11 protein-coding genes are annotated in these 16,300 nt (G+C 51.7%); 6 read left to right on the plus strand and 5 right to left on the minus strand.

Features of this window, described 5'->3' with window-relative positions:
* The first annotated feature begins 90 nt into the window (after nucleotides 1-90).
* Nucleotides 91-948, plus strand: coding sequence for a quinoprotein dehydrogenase-associated putative ABC transporter substrate-binding protein (locus tag A1332_RS22115; protein WP_064010569.1), 858 nt, complete (start codon nucleotides 91-93; stop codon nucleotides 946-948).
* Between the two features lie 15 nt (nucleotides 949-963).
* Here A1332_RS22115 and malQ read toward each other — a convergent pair whose 3' ends face one another.
* The 3 genes from malQ to glgC are packed head-to-tail and all read right to left on the minus strand — an operon-like array spanning nucleotide 964 to nucleotide 5,416.
* The gene (malQ, locus tag A1332_RS22120; protein ID WP_064010570.1) at nucleotides 964-2,436 is read right to left on the minus strand and encodes a 4-alpha-glucanotransferase; all 1,473 of its coding nucleotides are present in this window, start codon (nucleotides 2,434-2,436) and stop codon (nucleotides 964-966) included.
* 18 nt (nucleotides 2,437-2,454) lie between these two features.
* A complete protein-coding gene (locus A1332_RS22125; protein ID WP_064010571.1) occupies nucleotides 2,455-4,146 on the minus strand; it encodes a glycoside hydrolase family 57 protein in 1,692 nt (563 codons plus the stop codon).
* On the minus strand, nucleotides 4,136-5,416 hold the full coding sequence (gene glgC / locus A1332_RS22130) for a glucose-1-phosphate adenylyltransferase (RefSeq protein WP_026146964.1): 1,281 nt from the start codon (nucleotides 5,414-5,416) through the stop codon (nucleotides 4,136-4,138). The genes A1332_RS22125 and glgC overlap by 11 nt, the downstream gene beginning before the upstream one ends.
* Before the next feature lie 216 nt (nucleotides 5,417-5,632).
* Here glgC and glgB point away from each other — a divergent pair, with 216 nt between their 5' ends.
* The 5 genes from glgB to A1332_RS25110 all read left to right on the plus strand — a co-directional run bounded on the left by glgB (nucleotide 5,633) and on the right by A1332_RS25110 (nucleotide 15,008).
* The gene (glgB, locus tag A1332_RS22135) at nucleotides 5,633-7,813 is read left to right on the plus strand and encodes a 1,4-alpha-glucan branching protein GlgB (protein WP_064010572.1); all 2,181 of its coding nucleotides are present in this window, start codon (nucleotides 5,633-5,635) and stop codon (nucleotides 7,811-7,813) included.
* An 11-nt stretch (nucleotides 7,814-7,824) separates the two neighbouring features.
* Nucleotides 7,825-9,258, plus strand: a complete 1,434-nt coding sequence (glgA, locus tag A1332_RS22140) for a glycogen synthase GlgA (protein ID WP_064010573.1) — start codon at nucleotides 7,825-7,827, stop codon at nucleotides 9,256-9,258.
* Nucleotides 9,248-10,039 (plus strand): type II and III secretion system protein, encoded by a 792-nt coding sequence (locus tag A1332_RS22145; protein ID WP_064010574.1) that lies wholly within the window; start codon nucleotides 9,248-9,250, stop codon nucleotides 10,037-10,039. Before glgA ends, A1332_RS22145 begins: the two co-directional genes overlap by 11 nt.
* A gap of 160 nt (nucleotides 10,040-10,199) precedes the next feature.
* On the plus strand, nucleotides 10,200-11,246 hold the full coding sequence (locus A1332_RS22150) for an extracellular solute-binding protein (RefSeq protein WP_231890387.1): 1,047 nt from the start codon (nucleotides 10,200-10,202) through the stop codon (nucleotides 11,244-11,246).
* Nucleotides 11,247-15,008 (plus strand): EAL domain-containing protein, encoded by a 3,762-nt coding sequence (locus A1332_RS25110; protein WP_082879832.1) that lies wholly within the window; start codon nucleotides 11,247-11,249, stop codon nucleotides 15,006-15,008. It begins immediately after the preceding gene.
* Here the strand turns inward: A1332_RS25110 and A1332_RS22160 are convergent.
* Both A1332_RS22160 and ybeY read right to left on the minus strand, forming a co-directional pair.
* A complete protein-coding gene (locus tag A1332_RS22160) occupies nucleotides 15,001-15,837 on the minus strand; it encodes an HlyC/CorC family transporter (RefSeq protein ID WP_036275591.1) in 837 nt (278 codons plus the stop codon). The two genes, A1332_RS25110 and A1332_RS22160, sit on opposite strands and share 8 nt — an antisense overlap.
* On the minus strand, nucleotides 15,837-16,298 hold the full coding sequence (ybeY, locus tag A1332_RS22165; RefSeq protein ID WP_064010576.1) for an rRNA maturation RNase YbeY: 462 nt from the start codon (nucleotides 16,296-16,298) through the stop codon (nucleotides 15,837-15,839). The genes A1332_RS22160 and ybeY overlap by 1 nt, the downstream gene beginning before the upstream one ends.
* Nucleotides 16,299-16,300 lie beyond the last annotated feature (2 nt).

Below are 16,300 nucleotides of genomic sequence, written 5' to 3' on the forward strand. Positions count from 1 at the left end.
CTAATTCATTAGATTTCAGTAAAGCAAGCCTTGGCCGAGTAATCGGCCAAGGCTTTTTTACGTATAGACCCCAGCTAAAAGGAAACTGCGATGAAAATGTTCTCAACCGCATCAAGACTGTTAATGACGGCGACCTTGGCTATATCCACTATTTCCGTGAATGCCCAAGACAAATTCCGGGTTTGCGCCGATCCGCTAAACCCGCCCTACTCGACCAAAGAACAAACCGGCTACGAAAACAAAATTGCCGCCCTATTTGCCGAACAGTTAGGACAGGAATTGGAATATACCTGGCTACCGGAAAGAATCGGCTTTATCCGCAACACATTGAAAGCCGAAAACGATAACGGCGAAGGTTTTAAATGCGATGTGGTGATGGGCGTACCGGCCGGTTACGATCTTACCGACACCAGCAAACCTTACTTCCACTCGACTTATGTGCTGCTGATTGCCAAAGGCCGCGGCTGGGACGATATTAAAGACAGCGTACAACTAGCCAATCTCCCGCAGGACAGACAGGAAAAGCTGAAAATAGCGATGTTCGACCGTGGTCCAGGCACTGAATGGCTGCAAAAAAACGGCTTGCTGGAGCAAGGGATTCCCTACCAAAGCATGACCGGGGACAGCGAACACAACACCGCGATGCAAATCGAAAAAGACCTACGCGCCAAAAAGATAGACATGGTGATACTCTGGGGACCAATGGCGGGATATGTGCAATCGCAAGCCCCCAAAGGCAGCTATATTGCGATACCTATGCAATCTTCACCGGGCTTGAAGTTTGATTTTTCAATAGCCATGGGCTTGCGCCAAGGCGACAACAAACGCAAGCAACAACTAAATGATTTGATCGACAAAAACCTGGACAAAATCCAAGCCATCATCGCAAGTTACGACATCGCCGTATTGCCGATCCCCACAGACACCGGCAAAAAAGACGACGATTGAAATGCCCTTTAAGGCTTAGCGCCCGAACAGCCTAACCAGATGCGCAAAATGTCCGGCTTTATCATCGGTTAACTGCGACCAATCGAACCGCCAGCGCCAATTTCCTTCGGTTGTGCCTGGTGTGTTCATCCGGTCTGGCGATCCCAACTTCAGAATATCCTGCATCGGAATCACCGCCAGATTGGCAACCGACCCGAACGCGGCATGAATCAAGGCGCTGGGCATGGGTAGGCTGGACCAGCCGAGATAATCGTATATACGCTGTTTCTCGCCGTCGTTAAGCCCTTCGAACCAACCCAGCGTGGTATCGTTATCGTGAGTACCGGTATAGACCACGCTATTTTTCTGATAATTACACGGCAAATAAGGATTGCGGCTGTCGTCGCCGAACGCAAACTGTAAAATCTTCATGCCCGGCAAATCGAAATCGTCGCGCAAGGCTTCTACTTCTTCAGTAATAATTCCTAGATCCTCTGCCACCAAGGATAAACAAGCAAATTGTTCCTGAATGGCCGCCAACAATTCGGCACCCGGCGCTTTAACCCAACGTCCATTGATTGCAGTATGCTCGCTGGCCGGAATCTCCCAAGCAGCCTCCAAGCCGCGAAAATGATCGATTCGTAAAATATCGAACATTTCGTACTGGGATTTAATCCTGTCCAACCACCATTTAAAGCCGGTTTTCTGCAAATGTTTCCAGTCATAATGCGGGTTACCCCAACGCTGACCGTTCTCGGAGAAATAATCGGGCGGCACGCCGGCCACAGTATCCATTTCGCCCAAATCGTTAAGTTTGAATACCGCACGGTTCGCCCAAACGTCGGCACTGTCGTACGACACAAAGATAGGGATGTCGCCAAACATCAGCACGCCGTGCTTGGCCGCGTAATCTTTCAACTCGTGCCATTGCCGGAAAAACACATACTGTTCGAATTTGATCGTTTCGATCACAGCCTTCAGTAACTGCTTGGATTCGTTCAGCGCGTTCGGCTCGCGTTGCTTCAGAGCATCCGGCCATTGATTCCAGCTTTTATGCCCGAACACATTACGCAAAGCGATAAACAAGGCAAAGTCATCCAGCCAATCAGCCTTTTCCACGCAAAACTGTTTGAAATCGTGTTGCTGCTCGGCATCAGCCAAGCTTTGAAAACCATAGAACGCTTTCGTTACCAAACAGCTTTTGGTGTATTCCGCATTGGTGTGGCAATCGCCGCAACGGTCGGTGGTTTGCAGCCAGCCCTTATCGGCCAGCCATTGAATGTTAATCAAGGCAGGATTGCCGGCATGTGCCGACAAGCACTGGTAAGGTGAACCGTCGCCATGCGTCATGCCCAAGGGCAAGGTCTGCCAGACAGTGGCACCTATATCATGTAGAAAATTAACAAAATTGAAGGCTTCCTTACCCAAATCGCCACACTCTCCACGGCCCGGGAGCGATGTTATGTGTAGCAAAACACCTGCACGGCGTTTATCCAAGAGAGCACCCATGTTGTTTGTTCCGTTTTATTATATTTGAATACCGCGCCGCATTGCGCCACCCATCGCCGGACTGCCGCTGCCTTGCGTAAACGACAAAGCCAGATACGGCGGAGGTTCTTCACCCAGCAAACGATATAGATTGCTCAAATTAAGCCGATACTGTTTTTCAAAATCGCTGACCGCTTCGCCCGGATTATAATCACCGAACCACCAAAACCAATCGGATCCCTCGCAGACGCCCAGTTGCACCTGTGCGACAGCCATTTGTTGCTCGGAGAGTTTGCCGTTGGCGACAGCTTTGTCGAAAGCGATTTTGACATCCGCCAACATATCCCAGCCGCAGTTCTTATCGGCATCGCCAATCCAGGTCGAAAACGTACCATACACCCAACTGCCCGCCACCAGTTTCGGCAAGAATCCGGCTTGGGGAGCCGCGCTATCCAGATAGTCCGAAAAAGTGGTTAATTCGATACGGGGATGTTCGCTAAGCCGCTTATACAGCGCACTAAGAAAATGATACCCGTTATCCGGAAAATATTCCCAAGCATTTTCGCCGTCCATGATTATCGAAACCAAGGGCGTCTGGAGTTCATAATCGGCGATATTTTCCAAGTGCTGAATCAGATCCGCCACTGCATCGTCGGCGTGCCATTTTGAATATTCGAACCCGATTAAATCCGACAAACCATCATCGCGAAAAAAGCAGGCGATCTCCGCGGAACCCAGCTTGAATGGTCGATGCACAGGAACCGCTTCACCAGTCGCGCTGGCACGTATGCTGTTATGCAAGACATTGCCGCCGCTGGCCGCCCATTTGAAACCGAAATCAGCTAACACTTGCAAGGTCCGCTGACTGATACTGCCCTCGGACGGCCAGCAACCTTGCGGTTCGAAACCGAAAAAATGCCGAAAAGTCGCCAAGCCTTTTTGCAAATGCCAACGCACCCGCTCTTCACCGCCGGGGTAATGGGTAATAGCCGGCAAGGTTACGCCGGGCATGGCTTCGCGGGCGCTGTCTATCTCGAGCATCAATGGCATGATCGGATGTGCATAAGGCGTCACCGACAGTTCGATGCGACCTTTTCTGGCCAAGGCTTTATAACGATATATAACTTTCGATAATAGATCGCCGATAATTTCAACTATCTCGATGCGGTCATGCAAACTAAAACCGCTGCCTTTTTCGATTAAGCGCTTCACGCGCTTATCGTTGAGCTTGACCGTCTCGCCCATCCAGACCAAGTGATACCAGACCAAAATATCGGAAATGAATTGGGCATTCAGATAATTCACCGAATCCTGATGCCCTTCAATCCAGTCGGCCATATCGGTTAATTTACGAAAAGCCGGATAACGCTCGATCTGCCGTTCGCGATTGGCTTTCCGGCAATCCCGCAATAACTTTAAACGCTTCTCCGGATCGGCGGAAACAGAGGGTTCGACCAAAGCTGCCAACAAGGGATCCTTGATAGCAATTCTGTCGTGCAAATAACCGCTGACCTGGTTCGAATAATCTTCGATCTGCTCCAGCAGGATAGGCGCAAAATTCACTACTGCTTTAGCCGCCGGCACTGCTTCCAGATGCGCGACCATATCCACATAATCCTTAATCACGTGCAGATAGGTCCACGGCAATTTGAATTCACCGCTCTGCATGTCGCGATACTCCGGCTGGTGCATGTGCCAGCACAGCACCAGCTTGAGCTTTTTATCGGACATAATTCCGTCTTTGTCCGAGCATATCGGATGTCACCAACACCACGCCGCCCTCGCTGACATGAAAACGTTTTTCGTCTTCCGCTCGGTCTTCGCCGATCACCGTACCTTCCGGTATCTGACAACCTTTTTCGATGATGGCTTTGGTAATCCGGCAGTGTCGGCCGATATTCACTTCGGGCAATACCACCGAGTCTTGTACCGAGCTGTATGAATTGACCCGCACCATGGAGAACAGCAGGGAGTGGCGCACCGTCGCTCCGGAAATTACGCAACCGCCGGAGACCATGGAATCGATTGCCTGACCACGTCTATCGTCGTCGTCGAACACAAATTTGGCGGGCGGGGTTTGCGCTTGATAGGTCCAGATCGGCCAAGTATTATCGTAAAGATTCATGTCTGGTTTAACCCCAACCAATTCCATATTGGCCGCCCAATACGCATCGATGGTTCCCACGTCGCGCCAGTAACTTTGTTGGCCGCTTTGTAAATCCAGGAACGGATACGCATTGACCCGGTATTTTTCGATCACCGACGGAATGATGTCCTTACCGAAATCACGGCTGGAGCCTTTGGTATCGGCATCCTTGATCAGTTGCTCAAACAAGAACCCCGCATTGAAAATATAAATACCCATGGAAGCCAGCGCGGTATTTTCACGGCCGGGCATGACGGGCGGGTTTTCGGGTTTTTCCACAAAAGCCTTGACCCGGCGATTTTCATCAACATGCATCACACCAAACGCTTTGGCATCTTCCAGGGATACCTCGATGCAGCCTATCGTTAGATCGGCCTTATTGGCGACGTGGTCGGCCAGCATGACCGAGTAGTCCATCTTGTAAATGTGATCGCCGGCCAACACCAACACAAACTCAGGGTTACGGGCCCGCAAGATGTCGATGTTTTGATAAATCGCATCGGCGGTGCCTTGATACCAGGAATGTTCGTCATGCCGTTGTTGCGCCGGCATTAAGTCGACGTATTCACCAAACTCGCCGCGCAAAAAGCCCCAGCCTTGTTGAATGTGGCGAATTAGCGAATCGGCCTTATACTGGGTAAGGATACCGATCTTGCGAATGTCGGAGTTGATACAATTGGATAAGGGAAAGTCGATGATACGGAATTTACCACCAAACGGCACCGCCGGCTTGGCCCGCCAGTCGGTCATATCCTTTAGCCGCGACCCGCGTCCGCCAGCCAGAATTAACGCAATGGTATTGCGGGTTAAATCATTGACCCGTCTCTCCGTTTGATGTGTATCGACGACTGACATGTGTATCCTCTTTCAATTAAATAAGCTGTACCGCCCAAAACCGACTGCAACCGACATTTAACAGATTTCTCTACCTGCCACTTGCCGCGTGGAGCCATTATCGTTACTCTTCACGGAAAAGTAAAAACTCAAGCGATTTGATGCTGAAAAGTCGGTCATTACCAAAATTGCTATTCCTGCCAACCGATAACTAAACTATAACTGAGGCATTGCAAAATGAACAAGCCAAGCAAAACCAACACGCTTGATTCAGAACTAATAAAACTCACCGAAGCAAAGCATCACGATCCTTTCGCCGTGCTAGGCCGTCATGGTCAAGGCAGCGACAACGTCATCAAAGTGTATTTGCCTTATGCGGAAACCGTGAGAATAAACAGCCCAAAAGGCCCTGAATTCAAACGCATTCCCGATACCGATTTTTTTGAATACCATCCGGGCAACCAAGCTATCCCCGAGCATTACCAATTATTTTGGACTGACAAGGACGGCCATGACCATCAACAGTACGATCCGTATTGCTTCGGCCCGGTACTACCGGAATTCGACCAGCACCTGTTTGCCGAAGGCCGGCATTGGCACATCTATCAAAAGCTTGGCTCGCATCTACACAGCGTAGCCGACATTCCCGGCGTACATTTTGCGGTCTGGGCGCCGAATGCACAGCGGGTCAGCGTCATCGGCGACTTCAATCGCTGGGACGGCCGTTGCCATCCGATGCGCAGCTTGGGCAGCAGCGGTATCTGGGAAATTTTCATTCCGGGCCTGGCGGTCGGCTGCCTGTACAAGTTTGAAATTCTCAATCGCCATACCGGCCAACTGTTGGTCAAAACCGACCCTTACGGCCAGCAATTCGAATTCCGTCCGCAAACCGCGGCCATCGTCACGGCCGAAGACAGTTATACCTGGCAAGACGGCAGCTGGATGGACCAACGCCCGCAACACGACTGGCTGCATCAGCCTATGTCGATTTACGAGGTTCATCTGGGCTCCTGGCGGCGCGACCATCGCGGCAATTTCCTGAATTACCGGGAACTGGCCGAGCAATTGGTGGATTACGTCAAGGAATTGGGCTTTACCCACATTGAGCTATTGCCGGTAACCGAGCATCCGCTGGACATTTCCTGGGGCTATCAAACCACCGGTTATTTTGCGCCCACCAGCCGCCACGGCACCCCGGATGATTTCCGCTATTTCGTCGATCATTGCCATCAAAACGGCATCGGCGTGATTTTGGACTGGGTGCCCGCCCACTTTCCGAAAGACAGCTTCGCGCTGGGTCGTTTCGACGGCACCCCGCTGTACGAACACGAAGACCCGCGCAAGGGCGAGCACCGCGACTGGGGCACGCTGATCTACAACTACAGCCGCAACGAAGTGAAAAACTTCCTGCTGTCCAGCGCCTTCTTCTGGCTGGAGGAATTCCATCTGGACGGCCTGCGCGTCGATGCGGTGGCCTCAATGTTGTATCTGGATTATTCCCGCGACGCCAACGACTGGATTCCAAACATGTATGGCGGCAACGAAAACCTGGAAGCCATCGATTTCCTGCGCCAGATGAATACCGTCACCCACGAACAGCATCCCGGTACGGTGATCATGGCCGAGGAATCGACTTCCTGGCCGCAAGTCACTCGCCCGACCTGGACCGGTGGCTTGGGCTTCTCGATGAAGTGGAACATGGGCTGGATGCACGACATTCTGCACTACATGCAGGAACAACCCATTCATCGCTCATATCATCACGATTCGCTGACCTTCGGCCTGCTTTACGCATTCACCGAAAACTTTGTACTGCCGTTTTCACACGACGAAGTAGTGCACGGCAAAGGCTCGATGCTGAACAAGATGCCCGGTGACGAATGGCAACGCTTTGCCAATTTGCGCCTGCTGTATACGATGATGTTTACCTATCCGGGCAAAAAACTGTTGTTCATGGGCTGCGAATTTGGTCAGGGTACCGAGTGGAGTTGCAACCGCACTTTGGATTGGTATGTACTGGATTACCCGCATCACAAAGGTCTACAAACCCTGGTTAAAGACTTGAATAAACTCTATGCCAGCCACGCGGCGCTGCACCGCTACGATTTCGATCACCACGGGTTCGAGTGGATCGATTGCCACGATTATCAGCAATCGATCATTAGCTACCGCCGCAAATCGGCGCATGAAGATCTGATCGTGATCCTGAACTTCACGCCCGTTCCTCGCGAAAGCTACCGGATCGGCGTACCTAACCCAGGGACTTACTACGAAATCTTCAACTCGGATTCGCAGTATTACGACGGCAGCAACACCGGCAACGGCGCAGTACTATCCGAACCGCAACCGTGGATGAATCAAGACCACTCCATTTCCGTAACCTTGCCGCCCCTGGCCGGCATTATTTTGAAAATGTAGTTTTAATCGTCATGAAAAAAATTCTGTTCGCGAGTAGCGAAACCCATCCTTTGATTAAGACCGGCGGCCTGGCGGATGTCGCCGGCAGCCTGCCCTTGGCCCTGGCAGAACTGGGCCAGGACGTGCGCATCATCATGCCTAATTACCAAGGCATCAAGAATTGCGAGCCCGGCCGTTATCTGTGCACGGTACGAGTCAACAATTGCGACGTTAACCTATTGGAAACGCGCTTGCCGGACAGCGATGTCATCGTCTGGCTGGTGGACTATCCGCCGTTCTTCAATTTTCCCGGTAACCCTTACCTCGATGAAGCCGGGCGACCCTGGCCGAACATCGGTGAGCGCTTTGCGTTGTTCTGCCGCATCATCGTGGAAGTGGCCACCAACCGGGCTTATTTAAATTGGCACGCCGACATCGTGCATTGCAACGATTGGCAGACCGGCTTGGTACCCGCGCTACTGTCATTGGAACCCAACCCGCCGGCGACGATTTTTACCATTCACAATATGGCCTACCAAGGCCTGTTCCCCGGCAGCACCTACGCCCAGTTAAATCTGCCCGGGCAATTACTACATCCCGACGGCCTGGAATTCCACGGCATGCTGTCCTTCATCAAAGGCGGCCTGAGCTATTCCGACCGTATTACCACGGTAAGTCCCACTTATGCCCAGGAAATCCAGACCCCTGAGTTCGGTTACGGCTTGGAGGGCCTATTGGCGCATAAGCAAAGCCACTTGCGCGGCATTATCAACGGCATTGATGTGTCGGTCTGGAATCCGGCCAACGATGCTTATATTGCGCAGCCTTACAGCGTCGACAAGCTAAAAGACAAGCAAGTCAACAAAACGGCATTGCAACAGCAGCTGGGCTTGCCGGTGGATTTGGAAACACCCTTGTTCGGCTTGATCGGTCGATTAGTCGAGCAAAAAGGCATCGATCTGGTACTGAGCTGTCTACAGGAGATGACCACCCTACCCTTGCAATTTGCCTTACTGGGCAGCGGCGACAAAAGCATCGAATACCGCCTGCAGGAGTTTGCCCGCCTGTATCCCGAACGAGTGTCCATCACCATCGGTTACGACGAACGCTTGGCGCATCAAATCGAAGCGGGTGCCGACATATTCCTTATGCCATCGCGCTTCGAACCTTGCGGTCTAAATCAAATGTATAGCCAATGCTACGGCACGATACCTATTGTCAGAAAAACCGGCGGCTTGGCAGACACGGTGGTCGATGCACTACCGGAAAGCATCAGCAATGGCACCGCCAGCGGCATCTCGTTTAACGATGCGTCGGCGGCAGCGCTGATAGAAGCCATCAAACGCAGTCTGGTACTATTCCACAACCAACCGGTGTGGAAAAAAATTCAGCGTAACGCGATGATCAAGGATTTCTCCTGGCAAAACAGTGCGAATCAATATCTCGCGCTTTACAATGAAATCTAAAACCTGCTTGGCCGGCCTGATGTTGATAGCCGGCCTCGCGGTCGCCGACGAATCGGTGATGGAAGTCATCCCGCTCGTCAACCGCCCCGCCGCTGAAGTCCAAGCTTTAGTGGCACCCTTGCTGGATGCCGAAGATCGCGTCATCGATAATGGCTCCAGTCTGATCGTTAAAACCAATCCCGCCAAACTCGGCGAAATTAGAGCACTCATTCAAAAACTCGATGCCCGGCTCAGCAATTTGGTCATCAGTGTACTGCAAACCAGCAGCAAAACCGCAGCCGAGTTGAACGCCGAAGCGGCGATTGCCGCAGCGCCGAATATGATTCGGATGCGCGGCATGATGGGCAACACCGAGGATTTGCAAAACCGGCAGCAACATCAACAATTACGCACCTTGGAAGGCCAGGCGGCCCATATCAAAACCGGACAGGTGCGGCCGGTGCAAAATTACAGCGTCTACGACTCGGGCTATGGTTACGGTTCCGCAGTAAGCACCAACACCCAGATGATTGAAGCCAGTACAGGCTTCGCTGTTACGCCGCGTTTGACCGGCAACCAGGTCATTCTCGATGTCGAACCGTGGTCGGACAGCTTTCAGCGCAACGGCCATATCGAAACCCAATCCGCTCGCACCACTTTACGCGCCAATCTCGGCGAATGGGTGGAAATTGCCGGCAATGCCGACACCGAAAAATCCGACAGTCGCGGCTTCAACAGTTTCAACCACAGTACCCGGCAAAACGTTTTACGCATTCTGATCAAAGTCGATCAAGCAGATTAATCCGGGCCCACCTTAAACTACCGGCTACACAATCACGCCCGACATCGTCACGGAATTATTTTCGGAATCTGTGCGCAGCAACATAATATCAATATTGTAATTGGCGGAAAGCGCATACTAATTGGTTATGATGGCCCGACAAATTCATGCCAACAGCCTTATGAGCATCATTGCTAAACGTTCCGTGACCGTTCTTACATATTTTCTAACGATCATATGTCTGGCAACATCCGGTTGGGTGTCCGCCCAGGAAACGCTGCGGGTACTCACTTGGGACGGCTACGCCGACAATCAAGTGGTTTCGGCTTTCCAGCAGCGGTTCAACGTTGCAATAGAATTAACCCTGGTAACGTCCGACGACGACCTTTGGCAAAAAATTAATAGCGGCAACTATGACGTATTTGCTGTCAATACTGCGGAATTACAGCGCTACATCGATCAGGGCCTAAGCAGACCGATCAGAATGGTGAATATCCCCAACCACACCCAGCAATTGCCGCGTTTCCAAAACTTGCAAGCTATCCCCGGCCTGGTTCGTGAGAACAATACGTATGCCGTTCCTTACACCTACTCGGAAATGGGGCTGATCTACAACCGTAAACTAGTTAATACTGCTCCACAATCCATGTCAGCCATGTGGGACGCTACTTATCGGGGCCGGGTGCTGGCTTTTAACGCCAGTAATCACAATTTTTCCATGGTCGGATTACTAAGGGGCGTGTCCAATCCGTTCCGCATGACAGATCCCGAGCTACAACAGGCTGCTCGCGAACTGGTCAAGTTGCGTCGCAATGTTTTGACCTTTTACGCGACCGCCGAAGAAGCCACCAGGCTTTTTGTTAAGTATGATGTAGCCTTGATTTTCGGCAATTACGGCACGCAACAACTGAAAGCCCTGCGCGAAGCAGGTGCGGACATCGGCTACGTCATTCCCCGTGAAGGCGCGCTGGCCTGGCTGGATTGCTGGGCGATCACCCGCAATAGCCCAAACCCGGAATTAGCGGAAAAATGGATTAATTACACCTTGGAAAAAGCGGTCAGCGAACGGCTCACCCAGCAACACGGCTTGGCAAACACCATCACCGCGTCAGAAAACGACAGCACCCAAAACCAGCCCATCATTTGGTTGGAACCGATAGCCAATCCGCTGGTGCGCAAAACGCTATGGGATAGAATCATTTCCGGCGAAGTACCCGAGGCCTTCTGAGTGCGCTCCAGCATAGGCATAAAACTGGGTTTCTGGCTGGCACTGCTAGGCACGTTATCGACAGGCCTGACCGGTTATTATGTTTACGACCGTAGCCGCGCCATGCTGGTGGGAACGGCCAAGGATAAGCTACTCAACGACACCCAAGCCTTGGGACACCGCTTCGCGGATGCGTTGGCAGCCACCGCAAGCAACGTAAAGTTTCTGGCCAATATGCCGGTCAGCGCCGACATCGTCTCGGCGAAACCTGATTCAAAGTTGACCGTACGCAAAAATCAATTGGCGGAGATTTTTGTTAGCCTGCTGAACGCCCATCCCGAATACAGTCAAATCCGTTTGATTGACACACAACATTACGGCAAGGAATTGGTCAGAGTCGATAGAGACCGGGACAACCTAAAAGTCATTGCCGAAGCACAATTACAAGAGAAAAACCATTTCCCTTACGTATTCGAAACCGTGCCTCTGGCCGCCGAGCAATACTACGTTTCCGAAATCAATTTAAACCAAGAATTGGGTACTCACCTGGGATTCGGCAAACCCACCCTGCGGATAGCGATGCCAATCAAATCGTCGAACGCCACCATCGCTGTGATCGTCATCAATGTCGACTTGCAGGGATTGTTCGAGCAAGTGCGCGGCAACATTCCCGACGATATTGAATTGCTGCTCAGCAATGACAGAGGGGACTACTTGATTCACCCCGACGCTGCAAAAACCTTTGGATTTGAGAGCGGGCGCAGTTTCCTGATTCAGGATGACATCCCGGACATAAAAGCGATTCTGGCTGGCAAACAAGAGCATTCGGTGTTCGCGTCCAGCGATACGCAAAGTCTGGCACCTTCTTCACTAGCCGCTTTCGTAAAACTGTCGTTGGGTTCGGAAAGCAGCGGGCGCTTCGTGATGCTGGGCTTGTATACGCCGCTGCAAAACGTATTGGTGGAAAGCAAGGCTCTCGGCGTGGGAGTAATTGAAATCACATTGTTGTTCAGCCTGCTGGCAAGTGCAATTTCGCTAATGTTGGCGCGCGTCCTGGCCAAACCGTTAAATTCGATGACGACCGCCATCGGTCAATTCAAGCTGGGCACACCGCTAACCGGCTTGCCCACGCATCGTAACGACGAAATCGGCTATCTAGCCAATAGCTTCATCTCGATGACTGAGCAATTAAATTCGCAAGTAGCCGAGTTACATGCCTCGGAAGCCAAGTTGCATGCCATTCTGGATAATGCACCGGTCGGCATTTGGCTGGCCGACCTTGATACGCGCTTTTTGTTTGTAAACCATACCTTTTGCGACGCCCTTGGCTTACCGGAAGCCCGTTTCATTGCTAACGAGCAACTTGCCGAGTTGTTTGGCTCGGAAATGGCTGGCCGTTTTCTAAGCGCCGATCAAGCCTGTTTAGCGCAAACGAACCAACCGCATCAATCTCTTGAGCAAATAAAATTTGCCGACGGCAAACGGCATACCATACAGATAACCCGTACCCAATTACAGGACATCAACCAAGAAACGGTCGGCATTATCGGTATTGCCATGGATATCAGTGATCGCCAACAAGCGGCTAATCGCGAACGCGCCCATAACCACGTGCTGGAATTACTGTCCAAAGGTGCGGCATTACCGGAGATCCTGCAAGCGGTAGTGTGGGGTGTGGAAACCCAAAATCCGGACTTACTCTGTTCAATCTTGTTATTAAATAGCGAAGGCAATCGCTTATTTATTGGTGCGGCACCGCGCCTGCCCGACTTCTACAATGCCGCCGTAGACGGCTTGTTCATAGGTCCCGGCGTCGGCTCATGCGGCACTGCCGCTTACTTTGGCCAACGCGTCATTGTCGAAGATATTCAAAATCATACTTATTGGGGGCCTTTTACCGAGCTTGCGGCACGGGCCGACTTAGGGGCCTGCTGGTCGGAACCGATCCGAGGCTCCTCCGGCCAATTGTTGGGCACGTTCGCTATTTACCAGCGACAGCCTGCGGCACCGGGAGCCGACGATATCCAGATGATTGAACAAGCTTCGCATCTGGCCGGCATCGCAATTGACCGCAGCCGCAGCAATGAAGAACTGCAATTGGCGTCATTAGTGTATCAAAACAGCAGCGAAGCTATGGCCGTGACCGACGCACAAGGCATGATTATCAATGTTAATCCGGCTTTCACCGCGTTGACCGGCTACACATTGGAAGAAGTCATCGGTAAAAACCATAACATTCTGAACTCGGAGCGGCAGGGCGAACAGTTCTACCAAGCCATGTGGCAAGCCATCAACAGCAACGGTCACTGGAAAGGCGAAATTTGGAATCGCCGGAAGAACGGCGACATATTCGCCGAGCAACTGACCATCAATACCATATTTAGCGCGGATGGCGTGCCACAACGGCGCGTTGCATTATTTTCGGACATCACCCAAAAGAAACAGTCCGAAGAACTGATCTGGACCCAAGCCAATTTCGACCCACTTACCGGCCTACCCAACCGCCGTATGTTCCACGACAGACTGGATCAGGAAATCAAAAAGGCGCATCGCAGTGGCTTACAGGTTGCATTGATATTGCTTGATCTGGACCGTTTCAAAGAAGTTAACGATACGCTGGGGCACGATATGGGCGATTTATTACTGAAAGATGCCTCGCAAAGGCTGCTGCGTTGCGTGCGCGATTCGGATACTGTCGCCAGATTGGGCGGCGACGAATTTACAGTCATCCTCGGCGAACTGGATGACGCCGACAATGCCGAACGCGTCGTCAAAAATATCCTGCAAAGATTGGCCGAACCTTTTCAGCTGAAAAGCAAAGTGGCCTACATCTCCGCCAGTATCGGCATCACGCTCTACCCCAAGGACGCCGAGAGAATCGATGCCTTAATCAAAAACGCCGATCAGGCAATGTACGCCGCCAAACATCAGGGCCGTAATCGCTATTGTTATTTCACCCCGTCAATGCAGGAAGCCGCACTAGCGCGAATGCTGATTGCCGACGATTTGCGCAATGCTCTGGAGGCAAACCAGTTTGAGGTGTATTACCAGCCGGTCGTGGAACTGGGCTCCGGCGCCATCCACAAAGCCGAAGCGCTGATACGCTGGCAACACCCGACGCGCGGCATGGTTAGCCCCGGCGAATTTGTACATATTGCCGAAGATATAGGCCTGATTGCCGAGATCGGCGATTGGGTATTTAAACAAGCGGCAGGTCAGGTTAAACAATGGCGTTCCCGGTACCATCCGGATTTTCAAATCAGCGTCAACAAATCACCGGTGCAGTTCTACGACGACCATTCCCATGGCACTTGGCTGGAATACTTGCAAACACTTGAACTGCCCGGACAAAGCATCGTGGCGGAAATTACCGAGGGCTTGCTGTTGGACGCCAGCAATGTGGTGAAAGATCAATTACTGGCCTTTCGAGACGCGGGAATTCAAGTATCGCTGGATGACTTCGGCACCGGCTATTCGTCGCTAGCTTATCTGAAAAAATTCGATATCGATTATCTGAAAATAGATCAGTCTTTTGTCGGCAATTTGTCGCCGAATTCCAGCGACAAAATTCTCTGCGAAGCGATTATCGTGATGGCGCACAAGTTGGGTATGAAGGTCATCGCGGAAGGCATAGAAACCGAACAACAACGTCAACTACTGCTGGAAGCGGAATGCGACTATGGGCAGGGCTATTTATTCTCCAGAGCCCTGCCTGCCGATGCGTTCGAGGAACTGCTAATCCTTCAGGCCTCCGGCACCAGCGCAAAGAACACACTTATTTGATCTTCAATTTCAATAAATGCACCCGCCGATTGTCGGCACGCAATACCTCAAAACAGAAATCTTCCAGCTCCACTTTCTCGCCTTTCTTCGGAAAATGTTCTAGCCTCTGCACGATCAAACCGCCTAGCGTATCGTATTCGTCGTCTTCCAGGGTGGCGGAAAAATAATCGTTAAACTCTTCGATGGGTGTCAGCGCGCTGACGATAAATTCTTTTTCGCTACGCTGGGAAATAAATTCTTGTACTTCGTCGTCGTCGTGCTCGTCTTCGATCTTGCCAACGATTTGCTCCAGGACGTCTTCAATCGTCACCAAGCCGGCGGCATTGCCGTATTCGTCTACCACTATGGCCATGTGATTGCGTTCGGTGCGAAACTCTTTCAGCAGCACGTTTAAGCGTTTGCTTTCCGGGACCACGTTGACCGGTCGCATCACATCTTCCACTTTCAGGGTTTTGTCCCGCAAAGCGTGCGCCAGCAAGTCTTTGGCAAGCAAAACGCCGACCACCTTGCTACGGTCTTCTTCGATGACCGGAAAACGGGAATGGGCAAATTCGACGACTAAGGGAAAGATGGTTTCCAGTTCCGCATCCCTGGGCACGACCACCATTTGCGAACGCGGAATCATGATGTCTCTGACCCGCATCTCCGCCACATGCATCACGCCTTCCATCATGGCCAACGCGTCAGAGTCTAACAGATGTTTTTCTTGCGATTCTCTCAATATCTCCAGCAAGTCTTCCTGATCTTGCGGTTCCCCACTCAGAAAATGACCGATGCGCTCGATCAAGCTCTTATGGGGTTGACTACTCGGGGGGTTACCATCGCTCATTACTTTCCATCCTCCATATAAGGGTTTGCTATACCTAATTTGCTCAAAATCTCGATCTCTAATGCTTCCATTTGTTCGGCATCCTGATCCTCTATATGGTCATACCCTAGCAAATGCAATACGCCGTGTATAGTGATATGGGTCCAATGATGTTCGGGTAATTTGTTTTGCTGCGCTGCTTCCTGCGCAATCAGCGGCGCGCAAATCACCAAATCGCCGAGCAAGTCCATGTCCATACCCGCCGGCGCTTCAAAGGGAAAGCTCAGGATATTGGTGGGCCCGGTCTTATGGCGATATTGTTGGTTGAGTTGGGCGCTTTCCGCATCATCGACCAAACGAATCACCAGCTCGCAGTCCGCGCCATCCTCAAAGATTGCTAGCGCGGCATCCACCCATCGCTGAAACTGCTCCAATTCGGGGTGAGGCGCCGAAGTAGCAATTTGCATATCGATATAATTCATAC

This window comes from Methylomonas methanica, assembly GCF_001644035.1.
In the GTDB taxonomy this organism is placed as follows: domain Bacteria; phylum Pseudomonadota; class Gammaproteobacteria; order Methylococcales; family Methylomonadaceae; genus Methylomonas; species Methylomonas methanica_A.

Bases quoted from the DNA above. Each gene is read 5' to 3' on its own strand.
- A1332_RS22115 (WP_064010569.1), top strand. From the start codon at position 91: ATGAAAATGTTCTCAACCGCATCAAGACTGTTAATGACGGCGACCTTG.
- malQ (WP_064010570.1), bottom strand. From the start codon at position 2,436: ATGGGTGCTCTCTTGGATAAACGCCGTGCAGGTGTTTTGCTACACATA.
- A1332_RS22125 (WP_064010571.1), bottom strand. From the start codon at position 4,146: ATGTCCGATAAAAAGCTCAAGCTGGTGCTGTGCTGGCACATGCACCAG.
- glgC (WP_026146964.1), bottom strand. From the start codon at position 5,416: ATGTCAGTCGTCGATACACATCAAACGGAGAGACGGGTCAATGATTTA.
- glgB (WP_064010572.1), top strand. From the start codon at position 5,633: ATGAACAAGCCAAGCAAAACCAACACGCTTGATTCAGAACTAATAAAA.
- glgA (WP_064010573.1), top strand. From the start codon at position 7,825: ATGAAAAAAATTCTGTTCGCGAGTAGCGAAACCCATCCTTTGATTAAG.
- A1332_RS22145 (WP_064010574.1), top strand. From the start codon at position 9,248: ATGAAATCTAAAACCTGCTTGGCCGGCCTGATGTTGATAGCCGGCCTC.
- A1332_RS22150 (WP_231890387.1), top strand. From the start codon at position 10,200: ATGAGCATCATTGCTAAACGTTCCGTGACCGTTCTTACATATTTTCTA.
- A1332_RS22160 (WP_036275591.1), bottom strand. From the start codon at position 15,837: ATGAGCGATGGTAACCCCCCGAGTAGTCAACCCCATAAGAGCTTGATC.
- ybeY (WP_064010576.1), bottom strand. From the start codon at position 16,298: ATGAATTATATCGATATGCAAATTGCTACTTCGGCGCCTCACCCCGAA.